17 protein-coding genes and 1 riboswitch are annotated in these 17,649 nt (G+C 62.5%); of the genes, 8 read left to right on the forward strand and 9 right to left on the reverse strand.

The window, feature by feature from the left end:
* The first annotated feature begins 38 nt into the window (after positions 1–38).
* On the forward strand, positions 39–1,634 hold the full coding sequence (locus MOV63_RS20460) for a Ppx/GppA family phosphatase (RefSeq protein ID WP_247036324.1): 1,596 nt from the start codon (positions 39–41) through the stop codon (positions 1,632–1,634).
* Positions 1,631–2,440, forward strand: a complete 810-nt coding sequence (locus MOV63_RS20465; RefSeq protein ID WP_247036326.1) for an RlmE family RNA methyltransferase — start codon at positions 1,631–1,633, stop codon at positions 2,438–2,440. Before MOV63_RS20460 ends, MOV63_RS20465 begins: the two co-directional genes overlap by 4 nt.
* Here the strand turns inward: MOV63_RS20465 and MOV63_RS20470 are convergent, their stop codons facing one another.
* Entirely contained in the window at positions 2,441–3,844 is a 1,404-nt protein-coding gene (locus MOV63_RS20470) for an MFS transporter (RefSeq protein WP_247036328.1), read from the reverse strand.
* A gap of 195 nt (positions 3,845–4,039) precedes the next feature.
* Here MOV63_RS20470 and MOV63_RS20475 point away from each other — a divergent pair, with 195 nt between their 5' ends.
* The 5 genes from MOV63_RS20475 (at position 4,040) to MOV63_RS20495 (ending at position 8,908) form a co-directional block, all read left to right on the forward strand.
* Complete coding sequence (locus MOV63_RS20475) at positions 4,040–5,029, forward strand: MBL fold metallo-hydrolase (RefSeq protein WP_247036330.1); 990 nt, start codon at positions 4,040–4,042, stop codon at positions 5,027–5,029.
* A gap of 180 nt (positions 5,030–5,209) precedes the next feature.
* Positions 5,210–6,712 (forward strand): IMP dehydrogenase, encoded by a 1,503-nt coding sequence (gene guaB / locus MOV63_RS20480; protein WP_247036335.1) that lies wholly within the window; start codon positions 5,210–5,212, stop codon positions 6,710–6,712.
* Between the two features lie 174 nt (positions 6,713–6,886).
* On the forward strand, positions 6,887–7,249 hold the full coding sequence (locus MOV63_RS20485) for a hypothetical protein (RefSeq protein ID WP_038540094.1): 363 nt from the start codon (positions 6,887–6,889) through the stop codon (positions 7,247–7,249).
* A 103-nt stretch (positions 7,250–7,352) separates the two neighbouring features.
* On the forward strand, positions 7,353–7,772 hold the full coding sequence (locus MOV63_RS20490; RefSeq protein WP_247036336.1) for an MAPEG family protein: 420 nt from the start codon (positions 7,353–7,355) through the stop codon (positions 7,770–7,772).
* Positions 7,773–8,023: 251 nt separating this feature from the next.
* Positions 8,024–8,908, forward strand: a complete 885-nt coding sequence (locus MOV63_RS20495) for a dienelactone hydrolase family protein (protein ID WP_247036337.1) — start codon at positions 8,024–8,026, stop codon at positions 8,906–8,908.
* A 113-nt stretch (positions 8,909–9,021) separates the two neighbouring features.
* Here the strand turns inward: MOV63_RS20495 and MOV63_RS20500 are convergent, their stop codons facing one another.
* A complete protein-coding gene (locus MOV63_RS20500; protein WP_038540104.1) occupies positions 9,022–9,456 on the reverse strand; it encodes a 6,7-dimethyl-8-ribityllumazine synthase in 435 nt (144 codons plus the stop codon).
* Between the two features lie 79 nt (positions 9,457–9,535).
* Positions 9,536–9,679: riboswitch (FMN riboswitch) on the reverse strand.
* Positions 9,680–9,727: 48 nt separating this feature from the next.
* Positions 9,728–10,678: a LysR substrate-binding domain-containing protein gene (locus tag MOV63_RS20505; RefSeq protein WP_038540107.1), complete on the reverse strand. Its 951-nt coding sequence runs from the start codon at positions 10,676–10,678 to the stop codon at positions 9,728–9,730.
* Positions 10,679–10,873: 195 nt separating this feature from the next.
* Here MOV63_RS20505 and MOV63_RS20510 point away from each other — a divergent pair, with 195 nt between their 5' ends.
* Complete coding sequence (locus MOV63_RS20510; protein WP_038540110.1) at positions 10,874–11,173, forward strand: DUF1127 domain-containing protein; 300 nt, start codon at positions 10,874–10,876, stop codon at positions 11,171–11,173.
* Positions 11,174–11,255: 82 nt separating this feature from the next.
* Here MOV63_RS20510 and MOV63_RS20515 read toward each other — a convergent pair whose 3' ends face one another.
* The 6 genes from MOV63_RS20515 to MOV63_RS20540 form a co-directional block, all read right to left on the reverse strand.
* Positions 11,256–12,161: a DUF937 domain-containing protein gene (locus MOV63_RS20515; RefSeq protein WP_247036340.1), complete on the reverse strand. Its 906-nt coding sequence runs from the start codon at positions 12,159–12,161 to the stop codon at positions 11,256–11,258.
* Positions 12,162–12,250: 89 nt separating this feature from the next.
* On the reverse strand, positions 12,251–13,624 hold the full coding sequence (locus MOV63_RS20520; protein ID WP_247036342.1) for a glutamate--cysteine ligase: 1,374 nt from the start codon (positions 13,622–13,624) through the stop codon (positions 12,251–12,253).
* Between the two features lie 127 nt (positions 13,625–13,751).
* Entirely contained in the window at positions 13,752–14,489 is a 738-nt protein-coding gene (locus MOV63_RS20525) for a 16S rRNA (uracil(1498)-N(3))-methyltransferase (RefSeq protein ID WP_247036344.1), read from the reverse strand.
* Between the two features lie 14 nt (positions 14,490–14,503).
* Positions 14,504–16,009: an inorganic phosphate transporter gene (locus MOV63_RS20530; protein WP_247036345.1), complete on the reverse strand. Its 1,506-nt coding sequence runs from the start codon at positions 16,007–16,009 to the stop codon at positions 14,504–14,506.
* A gap of 143 nt (positions 16,010–16,152) precedes the next feature.
* Complete coding sequence (locus MOV63_RS20535) at positions 16,153–16,659, reverse strand: NUDIX hydrolase (protein WP_105418566.1); 507 nt, start codon at positions 16,657–16,659, stop codon at positions 16,153–16,155.
* Between the two features lie 213 nt (positions 16,660–16,872).
* Entirely contained in the window at positions 16,873–17,646 is a 774-nt protein-coding gene (locus MOV63_RS20540) for a FadR/GntR family transcriptional regulator (protein WP_247036346.1), read from the reverse strand.
* Between the last annotated feature and the right edge of the window lie 3 nt (positions 17,647–17,649).

A 17,649-nucleotide genomic window follows, 5' to 3' on the forward strand; every position in this document is an offset into this window, starting at 1 on the left:
ACCTTCAAGAGGCTTTGCGCGGCGAGATGGACATAAAAGTGATGGACCCCGATAGCGGCGCAAAGCCGCCGGAAGGCGGGGCGTCGGCGGTACCGCGCGGAGAGGGTAAATCCTCAAGGCGTCGGAAGGCGAAGCGGAACGGCAAACGTCGTGACGCGGCGCCTGCAAGCCATTCGGATGCGGTCGATACGACTGCACCTGCCGGACGTCCCCATAACCAGGAACCCAACCCACAGGCGCGCAAGCGCAAGCGGCGGCGCGCGAAATCCGGCGGCGCTCAGCAGCCGGCACAGGGCGCGGGTGCGGCGCCCGTGGCAGAGCAGGGTCAGGTCCGTGCCGAGGGCGGGCAACAGCCGCATTCGGCAAAATCGCCGCCGCGCAATCGGCGCAAGAAGAACAGAGGCGGCCGTGGTCTTCAGGGCCGGCCGCTGACGCCCGCCAAGGCGGTGCCGGGTGTGGCCAAGACCTCCGTGCCCGCCAGTTCGGGTCAGGGGTCCTCCAAGGATGTCCGCGGCAGGGCCGGAAATGAAAGCCAAGGCACGGATTCCCGCGGCGAAAAATTTTCCTATGTCAACGATCTCTATGCGGCGCTCGACCTCGGCACCAACAATTGCCGCCTGCTGATCGCCCAGCCGACAAGGCCGGGCCAGTTCCGCGTCGTCGATGCGTTTTCGCGGATCGTTCGCCTGGGCGAGGGGCTCGGCACCAGCCGCCGGCTGTCGCAGGATGCCATGGACCGCGCCGTCGAAGCGTTGCGCATCTGCGCCACGAAGCTCGCCAACCGGCCGATCCGCCGCATGCGGCTGATCGCCACCGAAGCCTGCCGTGCCGCCGAAAACGGCGAGGAGTTTCTGGCGCGGGTGACCTCGGAAACCGGGCTGGAACTCGAAATCATCGATCGGGAGACCGAGGCGCGGCTTGCGGTCTCGGGCTGCTCGTCCCTGGTCGGCCGCGAAGCGCGCTCCGTCGTTCTCTTCGATATTGGCGGCGGTTCGTCGGAAATCGCCGTCATCCGCATCGATGACAGCCGTTCGAGCCGGCTTGCCAATCATATCACCCACTGGACCTCGCTTCCTGTCGGCGTCGTGACGCTGTCGGAACGGCATGGCGGGCGCGACGTGACGCCCGAGGTTTTTGACGCCATGGTGACGGAAGTCGAAGGCATGCTGGCCGGGTTCGATTGCCCGCCGCTTGCCGCCTTCCGCCGCCAGGGCGCCGAGGATTTCCATCTGATCGGTACGTCGGGCACGGTCACCACGCTTGCCGGCGTGCATCTCGACCTGCCGCGCTACGACCGCCGCAAGGTCGACGGCCTGTGGCTGTCGGATGCGGAAGTCTCCGCCATGCAGGCAAAGCTGCTCTCCTGGGATTTTGCCGGCCGTGCCGCCAATCCCTGCATCGGTCCTGACCGGGCCGATCTGGTGCTGGCCGGCTGCGCCATTCTGGAAGCGATCCGCCGCCGCTGGCCGAGCCAGCGCATGCGGGTGGCCGACCGAGGCCTGCGCGAGGGCCTGTTGACGGACATGATGGCCGATGACGGCGTGTGGCGCCGAGTGCGGCCGCGCCGCCCAGGGGGTAACCAGGCGGGCAATCCGGGTGCCGGCGGACAGGATGAGGCTGGAGCAAGGCGATGACAAAACCACCCTCAAAATCCCCCGGTAGCGGCAATCGCACTGGCCGCAAGCTCGGCCAGAAGGTCAAGAAGGGCAAGCTCAAGGCGTCGTCGCGGCGCTGGCTCGAGCGCCATATCAACGATCCTTATGTCCAGCGCGCCAAGCTCGAAGGATATCGCGCCCGCGCGGCCTTCAAGCTTCTGGAGATCGACGAGAAGCACCAGATCCTCAAAGGCGCCCGCCGGATTATCGATCTGGGTGCTGCACCGGGAAGCTGGTCGCAGATCGCCGCCAATGTCACCGGTTCGACCGATGATGATATCCGCGTCGCAGCGATCGATTTTCTGGAAATGGCGCCGCTCGCCGGCGTCACGATCCTGCAGCTCGACTTTCTCGATCCGGAAGCGCCGCGCCTGTTGATGGAAGCGATCGGCGGCACACCGGACCTGGTCATCTCGGACATGGCGGCGCCGACCACCGGCCACCAGAAGACCGATCACCTGCGCACCATGCATCTGTGCGAAGTGGCTGCGCATTTTGCCGTCGAAGTGCTGGGCGAGGGCGGCCATTTCCTCGCCAAGACCTTCCAGGGCGGCACCGAACGCGACCTGCTCAACATGCTGAAGCAGAATTTCAAGCAGGTCATCCACGTGAAGCCGGGTGCGTCGCGCCAGGAATCGGTCGAGATGTTCCTGCTCGCCAAGCATTTCAAGGGCCGCAGGGCCGGCGAGACTGCCCCGGGAACCGAGGTGGAGGAGACCGGGATGGAGGATGCGGACGTGGAATACGCCGAAGCGGAAGACTCCGACCTGGACGATCGGGCCTGATTATTCGCCGGCTTCCGGCTGGATCCTGCCGGCCCGGTGGCCGGAGACGGCGGAGCCCGTCGCCGGGTCCAGCCTCAGCAGGGGCAGGACGGCGAGCAGCGAAAGAGCCGCCACCAGGAAGAATGCCAGGTGGAAATCCGAGAGCTGCAGATGCGTGCCGGTGACTGCCGCCGACGTTTCGAGGATGAAGGCCGCAAAGGCGACGCCGAGCGCCATGCTGATCTGCTGCAGGACGGAGGCGATCGAGGTCGCCTGGCTCGCCTGCTCGTCTCTGATCTCGGAATAGCTGAGCGCGTTCGAGCCGGTGAAGAAGAAGGAACGGCAGACGCCCGACATCAGCAGGAAGGCGATGATCAGCGCGTGCGACGTTTCCGGCGTGAAAAAGCCGTTTGCCGCCGTGGTCGCCGCCCCGAGTAGGCCCGAAACGATCAGCGTCATCTTGAAACCGGTCATTGCAAAGACGCGGCGGGCTGCGAACTTCACGATCAGCGCGCCGAGCGCGCCCGCAAACGTGATGAGGCCTGACTGGAACGGGTTGAGGCCGAAACCGAGCTGCAGCATCAGCGGCATCAGGAATGGAATGGCGCCTGTCGAGATGCGGAACAGCGTACCGCTGCTGCTCGCGGCCCGGAATGCGTCGTCCTTGAAGAGCCTGAGGTTGAGAATCGGGGCGGGGTGGCTGCGCGCATGGACGACATAGGCGACGCCGGCCGCAAGCCCGAGCGCCGTCGCGGTGATGCCGATGGCCGGCGGCAATGCCGGAAGGCCGATGACCGAAAGCCCGAAGACCGTGCCGGCGGCGGTAACCGAGGTGAGGAAAAATCCTCGCCAGTCGATCGAAGGCGGATTGGTGGCCTCTATGTCCGGCAGGAAGATCGTCGAGAGATAGATGCCGAGCACACCGACCGGCACGTTGATCAGGAAGATCCAGTGCCAGGTGAAATAGGTGGTGATGAAACCGCCGATCGGCGGCCCGGTGAGGGGCCCGACCAGCGCCGGAATGGTGAGCAGCGCCATGGCCGAGACGAGCTCGCTGCGCTTCGTGGTGCGCAGGAGAACCAGGCGCGCAACCGGCGTCATCATCGCCCCGCCCATGCCCTGCAGGAAGCGCGACAGCACGAACTGGAAGAGATCGGACGAGAACGCGCAGCAGATCGAGCCGACGACAAAAACCATGATCGCGACACGGAATATCCGCTTGGCGCCGAAGCGGTCCGCCATCCAGCCGCTGATCGGGATGAACATGGCGAGCGCCACCATATAGGAAGTCAGAGCAAGTTTGAGCGTGATCGGGCCGACATTCAGGTCCGCGGCAATCGCCGGAAGTGCCGTTGCAATGACGGTGGAGTCCATCTGCTCCATGAAAAGGGCGACGGCGAGAATGAGGGGAACGATGCGGTTCATGAGGGGGCCTGCGACGGGCGGGGATTAAGGGCAGTCCATAGACCTGTTGATCCGGTCTGCCAATTGGAGAATCTCACCATTTCACGTTTTGGGTCACGTCTGCGTGAGATCGGATTTTCTCATCCCGAGCCGCGGTTATGTTCCCTGCGTATCGGACCCAGGGGTCTGGCGGCAATTCCAGGAGGCAGTTAAATCATGGCGAATTCAGGTATCGGACGGCGCACCCTCATCGGCACGGCCGGTCTGGGCATCCTCGCCGCTCCGGCAATCATCAATGCTGAGGTTTTTGCCCAGGAGAAGCAGCAGTTGGCAATCGATCGCGTCATCCCGCCGGACATTCATAAATTCAAGCTCGGCGGATTTCAGGTTCTGGTGGTGAAGGACGGCGCTCGTCCTTCCGGCGCTCCCGGTGAAACCTTCGGCCTCAATCAGCCAGCCGAAGCGCTTGCAACGCTGCTGAGCCAGAATTTCCTGCCCACGGACCAGTTCGTCAACAGCTTCTCCCCGACGCTCATTGATACCGGCAGCGACGTCATCCTGTTCGATACGGGTCTCGGCAAGGCGGCTCATGCCCAGGGGGCTGGACGCCTGGTCGAGGGGCTTGCCGCCGCCGGCTACATGCCGGAGGATATCTCGATCATCGTCATCACCCACATGCATGGCGACCACATCGGCGGCATCATGGAAGACGGCAGGCCTGCCTTCCCGAAGGCGCGTTATGTCGCAGGCCAGGTGGAATACGACTTCTGGACCGATAGCGCCCGCGCCGGCACGCCGGCAGAGGGCAATCAGAAGAGCGTGCTCGCCAACGTAAAGCCACTTGCCGAAAGGATGGCCTTCCTGAAAGACGGCGGAGAGGTGACGTCCGGCATTACCGCGATGCTCGCGCCGGGCCATACGCCGGGTATGCTGATCTTCAATATCGAGTCGCAGGGCAAGCGTCTGGTTTTGACCGCCGATACGGCCAACCACTACGTCCTGTCGCTGCAGCGGCCCGAATGGCAAGTGCGTTTCGACATGGACAAGGCGCAGGGGGCGGCCACCCGCAAGAAGGTCCTCGACATGATCGCCACGGACAAGGTCGCCTTCCTCGGCTATCATATGCCCTTCCCGGCGGTCGGTTTCGTCGAAAAGCAGGATACCGGCTACCGGTTCGTGCCGAAGAGCTATCAGTTCGACATCTGATTATTGTTGAAAAGCAATCGAAACCCGGGAGAAGCCTCTCTCGGGTTTTTGCTATTCCCTTCTTGTCATGAACGTGTTACCAGCCCTCGCCAACTTCCAAGCAATTGTTGCCGGAGCGTCGGGACGTATAGAGTCGTTCCTGAGCGCATCCCGCATTTTCTAGATCGAAGGAATTTGGCAATGGCACGCATCATTGAAACCGCAACCGGCGCAGATGCGCTTACCTTCGACGACGTGCTCCTGCAGCCCGGCCATTCCGAAGTCATGCCGGGCCAGACGAATATCGCCACGAGCATCGCCCAGGATATCGAACTCAACCTGCCGATCATTTCCTCGGCCATGGATACGGTGACGGAAAGCCGGCTTGCCATCGCCATGGCGCAGGCAGGCGGCATCGGCGTCATCCACCGCAACCTGACCCCGATCGAACAGGCCGAACAAGTCCGCCAGGTCAAGAAGTTCGAAAGCGGCATGGTCGTCAACCCGGTGACGATCGGCCCGGACGCTACGCTCGCCGACGCGCTGTCGCTGATGAAGTCCTACAGCATTTCCGGCATTCCGGTGGTCGAAAACGGCGGCGGCCACGTTCCGGGCCGGCTGGTCGGCATTCTCACCAACCGCGACGTGCGGTTCGCCTCCGATCCGGCTCAGAAAATCTACGAGCTGATGACCCGCGAGAACCTGATCACCGTCAAGGAAAGCAGCGTCGACCAGACCGAGGCCAAGCGCCTGCTGCACAAGCACCGCATCGAAAAGCTGCTTGTGGTGGATGGCGAAGGCCGTTGCGTCGGCCTGATCACCGTCAAGGACATCGAGAAGTCGCAGCTCAACCCGAACGCCTCGAAGGATGCGCAAGGGCGCCTTCGCGCCGCCGCCGCGATCAGCGTCGGCGACGATGGTTTCGAGCGTGCCGAACGTCTCATCGAGGCCGGCGTCGATCTTCTGGTAGTCGATACGGCCCACGGCCATTCGCAGCGCGTGCTTGACGCCGTCACCCGCGTCAAGCGCATCTCCAACCACGTGCGTGTCATGGCTGGCAATGTTGCCACCTCCGACGGCACCAAGGCGCTGATCGATGCCGGCGCGGATGCGGTCAAGGTCGGCATCGGCCCGGGCTCGATCTGCACCACCCGCATCGTCGCCGGCGTCGGCGTGCCACAGCTCGCGGCGATCATGTCTGCCGTCGAAGCGGCACGGGCGCAGGACATTCCCGTCATCGCCGACGGCGGCATCAAGTTCTCGGGCGACCTTGCCAAGGCGATCGCCGCCGGCGCATCCGCCGTGATGATCGGCTCGCTGCTGGCCGGCACCGACGAAAGCCCGGGCGAAGTTTATCTCTACCAGGGCCGCTCGTTCAAAGCCTATCGCGGCATGGGCTCGGTGGGCGCCATGGCCCGCGGTTCCGCCGACCGTTACTTCCAGGCGGAAGTGCGCGACACGCTGAAACTCGTTCCCGAAGGCATCGAAGGCCAGGTCCCCTACAAGGGCCCGGTCTCGGGCGTGCTGCACCAGCTCGGCGGCGGCCTGAAGGCGGCCATGGGTTATGTCGGCGGCGCCAATCTCAAGGAATTCCAGGAGCGCGCCACCTTCGTTCGCATCTCCGGCGCGGGCCTGCGCGAAAGCCATGCGCATGACGTGACGATCACCCGCGAGAGCCCCAACTATCCGGGCTCCGGGGCCTGACATCCGTCGGGGGAAAGGGGTTATTGCCCTTCCCCCCGGTGTTTCAAGAAAGTCAGTTGGATGCCGGTCGCGATGCCCGGTCGCGATGGCCCGGGCGCTTATTTCTTTCGTGATTCCCTGCTAGATAACGAACGTTGGTGATTGTGCCGACGGGAGAATTTTTCGGGGGTAAACATGAAGAAGTTTCTGGCTTGCGCGCTCCTCTTGGGCGCAGCATTCGTGACGCCTGCGCAGGCGCAAACCGTTCGCGCAGGTACGTATAAGGTCGAGGGCACGAACCTCGATGGCTCCGCCTACAAGGGAACCGCAAAAATCGCGCTGACCAGCGAAACGACCTGCTCGATCGAGTGGAAGACCGGTTCCTCCACGTCCAGCGGGATCTGCATGCTTTATGGCGATTCCTTCGCTGCCGGTTATGTGCTCGGCAAGGCGGTCGGCCTCGTCGTCTATAAGGTCAATGACGACGGATCGCTGGAAGGCGCCTGGACCATTTCCGGCAAGGATGGCTCCGGCACCGAGAACCTGACCCCGCAATGACCCGCAGCTATGGATGAGATTACATGGCGCCGGTCAACCGGCGCCATTTGCGTACAGGAGAGCCCGCGTTATCTGGTTCCCCCGATGAAAATGAGGAGAACCGATGCTTTCCACTGATGCGACGCTTTGGCCAATGATCGCGCATGCCGCGCTGGTCTTCTTTCTCTACTGGCTGCTGTCGAGGAAGCGGTATCTGGCCGTCCGGGCAGGCAGTGCCGAGGCAGGCCATTTCCGCGAAAGCCGGGAAGAGCCGCCCGAAAGCCTGGCTGTCCACAACAACCTCAAGAATCAGTTCGAACTGCCGGTCCTGTTCTACGCCGCCTGCCTCGTGCTGTACGTCTCGACCGCAGACAATGGCGGTACGGTCGCGCTCGCCTGGATCTTCGTCCTGTCCCGATATGCGCATTCCTACGTCCACCTCACCAGCAACCGGCTGCGTTATCGCCGCCCGATCTTCATGGCCGGCTTTTTTGCGGTGATGGCGATGTGGGTCTGGCTCGCGGTCTGGCTGGCTCTGAACTAGGACGCTTTAGCCTGGCTAGCGTTCGCCATGTTTATCGAGACAGGCGGGCGAGGCGAGAATGAACGGCCGCACCGCCGCGATCCGTCGAGCCAGTGGACGAGCCCGTCACAATCCCGGCGGGCTCGTCCGCTCAAAACGAGCTCACGAACAAGTGTAATATCCAACACTTGGATCACTCAGTGTTTCATCTGCAAGTGAAAGCTCCTCGTTGTAGATTTCTTCGTCATACAGTCCGCTACGGAGGAATAGTCATGGACAACGAGACCCCGAAGATCACCCAGGCGATGATCGACGCCTATGACGAATACACGCACCTGACTTTGGACCGCCGTCGCTTCATGGAGAAGCTGACTCAGCTTGCGGGCTCCGGTGCAGCTGCCGCGGCGATTGCGCCCCTGATCGGCGCCAGTTCGGCCAAGGCCGATATCATTGCCGCCAATGACGACCGGCTGACCACGGAGGACGTTAAATATCCGGGCGCCGGCGGCGCGACGATGAAGGGTTATCTCGTAAAACCCAAGAATGCCTCCGGCACGCGCGGCGGCGTCCTCGTCATCCACGAGAACCGCGGGCTCAACGCCCATATCAAGGACGTCGCCCGCCGCATGGCGTTGGAGGGTTTCAATGCGCTCGCAGTCGATTTCCTGGCGCCCCAGGGCGGCACGCCGGCGGACGAAGAGCAGGCCCGGCAGATGTTCTCCTCGCTGAAGCCCGACGACGTTTCGGCCAACGGCGAGGCAAGCCGCGCCTATCTCGCCGGCATCAGCGGCGCAAACGGCAAGGTCGGTGCGATCGGCTTCTGCTGGGGCGGCGGTGCGGTCAACAATCTGGCCGTGAAGTCCCCCAGTCTCAACGCCGGCGTCGCCTATTACGGTGCGCAGCCGAAGGCTGAGGACGTGCCTGCCATCAAGGCGCCGCTGATGCTGCATTACGGCGGGCTCGACGAGCGCATCAATGCCGGCATCCCGGCCTTCAGGGCAGCGCTCGAAAAGAACGGCAAGACCTTCGAGATCTTCGTCTATGACGGCGCCAACCACGCCTTCAACAACGATACGTCGTCGGCCCGCTACGACAAGGCGGCCGCCGATCTTGCCTGGAGCCGCTCGTTGGCGTTCTTCAAGAAGAACCTGGCGTAATCCGGCCGCAGGTCCGCAAGCCGGCGGTGCTCGCGCCTGGGCGTTGCAATAAACGTTGCAATAAATAGGGAAGCCGGGGTCCAGCCCCGGCTTTTGTTTTTGGCGCCTATGCGTCAGGCGGCGATGCGTTGCCGCGTATCGACGATCATCTGGGCCGCCTGGGCGGCCTCGCGTCCCTTCTCGACGAAATGCGCGCTGAATATCGATTTGTGGTGCGCGGTTTCCTGGAAATGATGTGGCGTCAGCGACACCGACAGGACCGGTACTCCCGTGTCGAGGCCGGCGCGCATCAATCCATCGACCACCGCCGAAGCCACGAAATCGTGCCGATAGATGCCGCCGTCGACGACCAGCGCTGCGGCCACGACCGCGGCATATCTTCCGGTCGCTGCCAGATCGCGCGACATGAGCGGTAGCTCGAAGGCGCCGGGCACGTCGAAGATATCGACGTTTTCGCTCGGCATGAGCTCGAGGAAGCCTTCGAGAGCCTTGTCGACAATCTCGGAATGCCAGTTTGCTTTGACGAAAGCGAAGCGGGTGTGTGTCATGGAATCTCCTTCAGGTTACGACACGGCACCCAAGGCGATTACGCACGTCCATAGAACCCGCGGGATGCGGGTGCTGCACGTCCGTTCTCTTTCATCCGGACTGTGACCGTCGGCTCAGGCATCGCACCTGATCTGCTGACCCTTCCATCGGAAGGCGCTCGCGGGCTCACGGCTCGCGCCGCCTACCGCCGGTGGGGAGTTTCGCCCCGCCCTGAGAACAGGGCGATTTAGCGCGACCGGTGAGGGGAAGGCAAGGCCGAACTCGTGACCCTTACCACCCCGGCATCACCTGTACGGCCCGGGCCCGCGGCATGCGCTGGAACGTTTTGGCCTCTCCGTCGAGATCGTCCGGAATGACCGCCGGCGAGATGTTGTCGAGACAGGCGGTGATGTGGTCGGTGATGGCGTTCATCAGCGATGGCGAAAGCCCCGGCCGTTTCATGATGCCGATCTGCACCGGCGGAAGCGGCGGGAAGCCGTCGGCTGCGGCCAGCACCTTCATGCCGGTCCTGAGCGCCGATTCCGGCAGCACCGAGACAGCCATGCCGGCAAGCACCGCGGCTGCGACGACGGTCGAAGACCAGCTCGTGAACAGGACCTGGTATTCGCGTCCGTCCGCATCGAGCGCCGAACAGGCGAGTTGGCGCCACAGGCAATCGCGGCGGCCGACCGCGAGCGGCACCGGGGCGTCGTCCTTCAGCGGATGGTTGGCTGATCCGACCCAGCAGAGCGGCTCGGTGCGGACCACGTCGGAAATGCGCTGGCGCGGATTGTGGGTGACGAGCGCAATGTCGAGTTCACCACGCGCCATCTTTTCTGCAAGGCTGACCGAGGGCTCACAGACGATATAGAGTTCGACATTCGGATGCGTCTTGGCAAAACGGCCGATGATCTCGGGCATGTAGCGGTCGGCATAGTCGTCCGGCGTACCGATCCTGAGCGTACCCTCAAGACGGTTGTCGTCGAAGGCGGCGATCGCCTCGTTATTGAGGCGAATGATGCGCCGCGCATAGTTCAGGAGCTTCTCACCTTCGGCCGTCAGCCGGTTGCCGCGGCCGTCCTTGGCAAACAGCTGCTTGCCGATCCGTTCCTCGAGCCGACGCATCTGCATCGAAACTGCAGACTGGGTCTTGAACACTCGATCGGCAGCCTTGGTGAAACTGCCGGTGTCGACGATGGAAATAAAGGTATGCAGCTGGTCGATATCAAGCGGAGCGGACATGAGAGTGACCCATCAGAGAGGTTGATGCTAATCATTAGAAACATTCGTTGGACTGATCAATAGGTTTTCCGCGATAAGGGGATCGCAAATCAAAATCGAAGGGTGCTTCTTCCCTGAGCGCCCAACCTGGACAGCCCTTCCGTCGGACCTCCACGGAAGGGATGGCCTTTCTCGTGCCTGCGAAAGGATAGACCAATGAGCACGACCGACTGCGGAACTGAACTCGATCTGGTTCACGAGGAGCGCGGCACGCAAGGCCGTCTGGCTGTCGTGATGCTGCGAACGAAATCCGTGTGGCGTGCCTTTCGCAATCGTTTGGCGAGCAATCGCCTCCATGATCTCGACGACCGCCAGCTCAACGATATCGGCATCACACGGCATGATGTGGTGATGGCGCTCAATCAGTCCGGCGTGCTGGACGATCCGTCTCTGCTCCTGTCGCGCTCCGCTCGTGAGCGTGCGCGGCATCGCTTTGCAAGACCGGCCAATCGCTGATCTTGCCTGACCTTTTCCCCGCAGGGTGATAGCCAATAGCCCTGCTGCTTGCCCGGCCGGTCGATCCGTGCCGGGCTTTTTTTTATTTGGAAGGCTTTGGAGCGGCAGGCGTCGCCGCCGGCTCGGCATTGGTGCCTGTGCCATTGCGCAGATAGGTGTCGAAGATCGCTTCCATGTTCTTCTGGTAGCTCTTCTGCACTTCAAGCCCGCTGTCGAACATGTTGTTCAGCACGTCGCGATAGGGATTGGCCTCGGCCGCGGGTGCGTCCTTGGGCTTTTCCGGTGCAGGGGCCGCCGTGCTGCTCGGGCTCGCGAAGGCCCCGCCCATCATGTCCTGGAAAGCCTTGGCAAACGGATTGTCCGCGAACGGGTTGCCGCTCGAAGGCTGCGGCTGCTCCGGCTTGTCGAGCCCCCACATGGAACGCATCGCCTGGGCAAAGGGATTGTCGAAGGGATTGGCGGCAGGCTGCGGTTTCGCCTTCGGCTGCAGGCCCATGCTTTCCAGCCATTGCTGCTGCATCTGTCCCATCGGCGAGGCGGCGAACGCTTCGTTGGCGCCGGTCAGCTGCCCGCTCATCTGCTTGAACAGCCCTCCCATCAGTGTGTCGGCCATGGCCGGCATCATCTTCTTGAAGACTTCCTGGCCGATCCCTGTGAGCTGCTCGGCCTGGGCCGCGATCGCGCGGGAGACTTCCTTGGAGCCGAACAGCTTTTCGAGTACGGCATTGCCGTCCATCGTGCCCTGCGGCGTGAAGGCCTTGGTCAGGTCCTCGAAATATTTCGCATAGGCGCCGGACACCATGCTGCTCATCAGCGAGGTGAGGTCGTAAGGATTGGCGCTGGTGCGCTTGAACCCCGAGGAAAAGGCGGGCATCAGCGCCGCCATTGCCTGGGTAGCCTGTTCCTGAGCCAGGTTGAACTGCTTGGCGATCGCCTCCATGCCTGCGCCGTCCTGAGCTCTGAGCATCATGTCGAACAGTGGCAGCATGGAGAGAATCCTTTCCGGTTCGGGTGATGCACCACTATATCCGGAAAGTGCTGAACGGAAACCGGTTTTTAGAACCGATCTCAATCTGGTCAGTATTGGTATTCCTCGAACACCGGCTCGACCGACCCGTTCCAGCGGCCGTGATAGAGAGACAGCATGTCGTCTGCCATGGTCGTCTTCTTGGCAAGCACTTCGTCAAGCGGTTGCAGGAAGATGCTTTCGTCCTGGCCTTCGCCGTTCAGCCGCGCCCGCGCCTTCAAACCCGCCTTGGAGATCGCCACCGCCTCGCGGGCGACGTCGAGCACCGACTTGCCCTTGATTTCAGCCTTCAGGCCCTTCGCCGGCACGGCATCGCGCATGGCGACGACGTCCTCGACCGTCCAGTCGGCCGTCAGCGTCTCGGCATCGGCAAGGGCGGTGTCGTCATAAAGCAGACCGACCCAGAAGGCCGGCAGAGCACAGATCCGCCGCCACGGGCCGCCGTCGGCGCCGCGCATTTCGAGGAAACGCTTCAGGCGAACGTCGGGGAAGAGGGTGGAAAGGTGGTTGGTCCAGTCGCCCATCGTCGGCTCCCAGTCCTTGATCTCGCCTTTCAGCGCGCCATTCATGAACTGGCGGAAGGTGACATGCGTGCAGTCGTGATACTTGCCGTCGCGGACGACGAAATACATCGGCGCGTCGAGCGCCCATTCCACATAGTCGGCAAAACCGAAATCCTGCCTGAACACGAAGGGCAGCACGCCGGAGCGCTGGTTGTCGGTATCGCGCCAGATGTCGCCGCGCCAGGAGACCAGCCCGTTCGGCTTGCCTTCGGTGAACGGGGAGGACGCAAACAGCGCGGTGGCGATCGACTGCAGCTTCATAGACACGCGCATCTTGGCGGCCATGTCCTCCTCCGAGGAGAAGTCGAGGTTCACCTGGATCGTGCAGGTGCGGTACATCATGTCGAGGCCTTTTGAGCCGACCTTCGGCATGTAGCGCGTCATGATGTCGTAGCGGGATTTCGGCATGCGCGGGGTTTCCGCGAGCGTCCATTTCGGGCTGCCGCCGATGCCGAGAAAACGGATGCCCATCGGTTCGGCGATCTCGCGCAGAACCGCGAGATGCTGGTTGGATTCCCGACAGGTCTGGTGGATGCTCTCGACCGGTGCGCCGGAAAGCTCGAACTGGCCGCCGGGCTCGATGGAAATCGCGCCCATGCCGGATTGCTCGCCGAGCCCGATGATGTTCTCGCCGTCCATGATCGGCTCCCAGCCGAGCTTCTTTTCCATGCCTTTCAGCAGCGCGGAAATGCTGGCGTCGCCGAAATAGGGAACCGGACTGTTGTCCGCCCGGAAAAAGGCGAATTTTTCATGCTCCGTGCCGATGCGGAAATCTTGCTTCGGCCGAGCTCCCTTCGCCAGGTAGGCGGAAAGCTCGGACACCGAGGTCAGCGGTGTCTGGTCGGTCGTATCGCGGGCCATGAAAATTACCTTGCTCGGAATGCCTGATCTAGACGGATAGCCGGCTGATTGGACCGGATTGATGTGCGCTGCAAGTGAATTTCTTTCAAGATAGATTCAGAATTTCAAGGCCGTCATGTCAAGCGGGTCACCGCCAGTCGCCGACCGCTGCCTGGATGACCGCAAGCGCCGCGACCGCGGCCGTATCCGCCCTTAATATCCGGGGCCCGAGAGGTATCGCGGTGACGAAGGAAAGCGAACGCAGCCTTTCCCTTTCCTCGTCCGAAAATCCGCCTTCCGGACCGACCAGCAGCGCCAGCTTTGTCTCTTTGATTGCCGTAAGGATCGGCAGCGGGTTCTGGCCCTCGTCGCCTTCGTCGCAGAAGATGATGCGCCGATCGTGGCGCCAGCTGTCGAGCAGGTCGCCGAGCTTCTTTGGCGGCGCGACCTCCGGCACCGACAAAATGCCGCACTGCTCGGCGGCCTCCACCACATTCGCCTGAAGCCGGTCCATGCTGGTGATCTTGCCCTGCACATGCTGGGTCATCACCGGCTGGATGAACCCCGCGCCCATCTCGACCGCCTTCTGCACCAGATAATCGAGGCGACCGACCTTCAGCGGCGCGAAGAGATAATGCAGGTCGGAGGCTGGCGGCTGCGGCCGGGTTTCCTCGATCGCTTCCAGCACGATCTTCTTGCGGGTCGGATAGGTGATCCTCGCCTTCCATTCGCCGTCGCGGCCGTTGAAGAGCAGGATTGCCGAACCTTCCTCCATCCTCAGCACGTTGGCGAGATAGTTGAACTGCTCCGAGGACACCTCATGACGGGCACCGCCGCCGAGCGGCGCCTCGATGAACAGCCTCTGCATCCGGAAATTGGCGCGCATGGAAACCTCGAAGCTTAGACGAACAGCGCGAACATAGCGGTGGCGATCAGCGCCGCAAGGGCGGCCGCCGCTGGAAGCGTGATCGTCCAGGCGGCTATGATGCTGAGAAAATGCGAGCGCCGCACCAGGTAACGCCGTTTCAGCTCGTCGTCATTGCGCTCGAAAGGTTCGGTGGTATCGAGGTCCTTGCCGGCCCGCACCCGCATGTATTCGAAGCGGCGGCGGGAATGGCGGGTATACCATTCGCGGAAGAAGCCGACGCCGAACACCGCACCGACGGCAATATGGGTCGAGGAGACCGGCAGCCCGATCCAGGATGCGACGATCACGGTCAGTGCCGTCGACAGCGAGACGCAATAGGCGCGCATCGGATTGAGCTTGGTGATTTCGGCGCCGACCAGCCGCACCAGCTTCGGGCCGTAAAGCAACAGGCCGAGCGAGATGCCGAGGCCGCCGATGATCAGTTCCCACAGCGGAATGTGCACCCCGGCCGAAATACCCCTTTGCGCCGCTGAAACGATTGCGGCAAGCGGACCGATGGCGTTCGAAACGTCGTTGGCACCGTGCGCGAACGAGAGCAGCGCCGCGGAAAGGATGAGCGGAATGCGAAAGAGCGTGCGAAGCGACTGGTTGCGGTTTTCGAGCCCTTCGGCCTGCCGGGCGATCACCGGGATCAGCAGGCGCCAGGCGCCGAGGCCCGTCAACAGGGCGATCAGCGTCGCGACCGGCGTTGAGACGTCCACCAGTTCTCCCAGCCCGAGCAGCGCCAGATAGCCTGCAAAGGCGCCGGTCATCACGCCGATCAGCACCGGCACCCATTTCTTCGCCGCAGCGATCTTGTCCTCGCGGTAGATGATGGTTTCCTTGACAAAGAACAGGAAGGCGGCGGCGATGACGGCGCCGAGAAGCGGGGAAAAGACCCAGCTTGCGGTGATGCCTGCGATCGTTCCCCAGTTCACTGCGGAAACTCCAGCGGCCGCGATCCCGGCCCCCATGACGCCGCCGACGATCGAATGGGTGGTGGAAATCGGCGCGCCGAGCCAGGTCGCGACGTTGATCAACACCGCGGCCGAGAGGAGTGCCGCCATCATCGCCCATATCAGCACGTCGGGGCTGGTGATCATGCCGCCCTGCATGATGCCGTTGGCGATCGTGTTGGCGACGCCCCGGCCGGCGATCACGGCACCTGCCACTTCGAAGACGGCCGCAAGCCCGAGACCGAAGGTCATGGTCATGGCACGGGCGCCGACGGCCGCGCCGATATTGTTGGTGACGTCGTTGGCACCGATGTTCATCGCCATGTATGCAGCAAGCCCGGAAGCGGCGATGACGACGACGGCTCCGGGTTTGCCCGTCACGTAGGCGGCCGCAAAGATGGCGACGAGGATGATGAACAGCAGTGCCGTTCCCGGTGCGGCAAGCCCGCGCGACATCTGCCGGGCGGCTTCCTCCACGGAGGAGAATTTCTCCAAATCCTTGTCGAGCGTCGGCTTCGCCAGGCGCGGCCTTCTCTGGCCCATATCTCCATCCTTGGGTGAAAAGTGAGGCGCGAGAACGGAACTGCCTGCCGTCTCCGCCTCCCGGAAGAAATCAAGGCCTATCGCTTAATAGCGTGCGCAGGCGAAGGCAATATTGCGGAATCGTGAAGGGGCTTCGAAGCGCTCTAACTTGCAGCCTTGATTGCAAGCTGCGGAACGCGCGGCTGCATTCGTTCGGCAAACTGCAGGAAGAGAATCTTCAGTTCCGGCTCATTGACGCGCATCGCGGCCTCTTCACAGGAAACCCATTCCAGTGTTCGAGAGCCCTTTTCCGGATAGCTTTTCAGGCATTCGTCCACTTCGAGCGCGTGGACCTGCACCCGCACAGGGATCTTCAGGCCGTTATCGAGGGTCTTGCGGTAGTGATAGAAACCGAGCGGTTCCTTTTCCACCTTGCCCTTGACGCCAACCTCTTCGAACGCTTCGCGTTCGGCGACCTGGTGAGCCTTCTTGTCGGTCATCGGCCAGCCCTTGGGGACGACCCAGCGGCCGGTATCGCGGCTGGTCGCAACAAGAACCTCGAGTTGTCCCGGCTTCTTTTTTATCCGGTAGCAAAGCGCAGCATACTGCTGCCGCGGCGGCCGCTGCAGCATCAACCTGAGATTGCTCGTAACCCGATCCATCAAGCCCAATTTCTGTTTCGTCCTCCAGAGGATGATATTTTACTAATATAATGCTTGCGCGAGGATTAACGACCCCTGGCAGCTTTTTTGAGAAGAATCACGGTGGATAACAACCACGGACGCGATAACCATTGTGAGGCCACTTGGTTTCACGTCAATAGAAATTTGCACAGGTGTTCAATTGTAACTGTGCATGACGTCCGGCAATCCGCAGCAGCGGCCTCAAATTTTGGTCTGCATCATCCTGAGTTGTGCGATCCGGCTCCATTCGCCGGTACGTTCGGCCTCGTTGGTGACCTTGGAGATGAAGTCGATATGGTCTTCCGCAGCCTTTCGGGCATTGGCAGGATCGCCGTCCAATATCGCCTGTCCGATCGCCTCATGCTGCGTCATCACCGCATTATGGGCGCTGCCGACATTGAAGATGATGCGGCGGTTATAAAAGATCCCGTCGCTGAGCAACCGGTAGCAGGCGCGCAGGGTATGCATGAGAATGATGTTATGCGCCGCATCGCCGATGGCATTGTGGAATTCGACGTCGGATGTCAGCTCGTCTTCGAAACGCCCGTCCCGATGCGCACTGCGCATCGTCTCCAGGATGCGCTCGATGAGTTGCCTGTCGGTGTCCGTCGCACGTTCGGCGGCAAGTTCCGCCGTCATGCCTTCGAGCTGGCGACGATATTCCAGATAGTCGTGAACCGCCCGCTGATGCCGGCGGATCAGGGCGACCAGCGGCGGCGAGAAGATCTGGCCGACGATATCGGCCACGTAAGTGCCGCCGCCATGCTGGCTGGTGAGCAGCCCGCGTGCCTCAAGCTCCTTCAGCGCCTCCCGCAGGATCGGCCGGGAAACGTCGAACCTCTGCGCCAGCTCGCGCTCGCCCGGCAGGCGGTCGCCGTCGCGCAGCACGCCGTTCAGGATCAGGCTCTCGATCTGCAGGATGACCTCGTCCGCAGTTCGACCATGCGGCACCGGCGCGAAAAGCTCATGCGTCAACTT

The sequence above is a fragment of the Neorhizobium sp. SHOUNA12A genome (assembly GCF_023006505.1).
Taxonomy (GTDB): Bacteria; Pseudomonadota; Alphaproteobacteria; order Rhizobiales; family Rhizobiaceae; genus Neorhizobium.

Coding starts and splice junctions, on each gene's coding strand:
- MOV63_RS20465 (WP_247036326.1), top strand. CDS start 1,631: ATGACAAAACCACCCTCAAAATCCCCCGGTAGCGGCAATCGCACTGGC.
- MOV63_RS20520 (WP_247036342.1), bottom strand. CDS start 13,624: ATGGCCCGCGATACGACCGACCAGACACCGCTGACCTCGGTGTCCGAG.
- MOV63_RS20505 (WP_038540107.1), bottom strand. CDS start 10,678: ATGTCCGCTCCGCTTGATATCGACCAGCTGCATACCTTTATTTCCATC.
- MOV63_RS20525 (WP_247036344.1), bottom strand. CDS start 14,489: ATGCGCGCCAATTTCCGGATGCAGAGGCTGTTCATCGAGGCGCCGCTC.
- guaB (WP_247036335.1), top strand. CDS start 5,210: ATGGCACGCATCATTGAAACCGCAACCGGCGCAGATGCGCTTACCTTC.
- MOV63_RS20495 (WP_247036337.1), top strand. CDS start 8,024: ATGGACAACGAGACCCCGAAGATCACCCAGGCGATGATCGACGCCTAT.
- MOV63_RS20490 (WP_247036336.1), top strand. CDS start 7,353: ATGCTTTCCACTGATGCGACGCTTTGGCCAATGATCGCGCATGCCGCG.
- MOV63_RS20530 (WP_247036345.1), bottom strand. CDS start 16,009: ATGGGCCAGAGAAGGCCGCGCCTGGCGAAGCCGACGCTCGACAAGGAT.
- MOV63_RS20485 (WP_038540094.1), top strand. CDS start 6,887: ATGAAGAAGTTTCTGGCTTGCGCGCTCCTCTTGGGCGCAGCATTCGTG.
- MOV63_RS20515 (WP_247036340.1), bottom strand. CDS start 12,161: ATGCTGCCACTGTTCGACATGATGCTCAGAGCTCAGGACGGCGCAGGC.
- MOV63_RS20500 (WP_038540104.1), bottom strand. CDS start 9,456: ATGACACACACCCGCTTCGCTTTCGTCAAAGCAAACTGGCATTCCGAG.
- MOV63_RS20470 (WP_247036328.1), bottom strand. CDS start 3,844: ATGAACCGCATCGTTCCCCTCATTCTCGCCGTCGCCCTTTTCATGGAG.
- MOV63_RS20475 (WP_247036330.1), top strand. CDS start 4,040: ATGGCGAATTCAGGTATCGGACGGCGCACCCTCATCGGCACGGCCGGT.
- MOV63_RS20510 (WP_038540110.1), top strand. CDS start 10,874: ATGAGCACGACCGACTGCGGAACTGAACTCGATCTGGTTCACGAGGAG.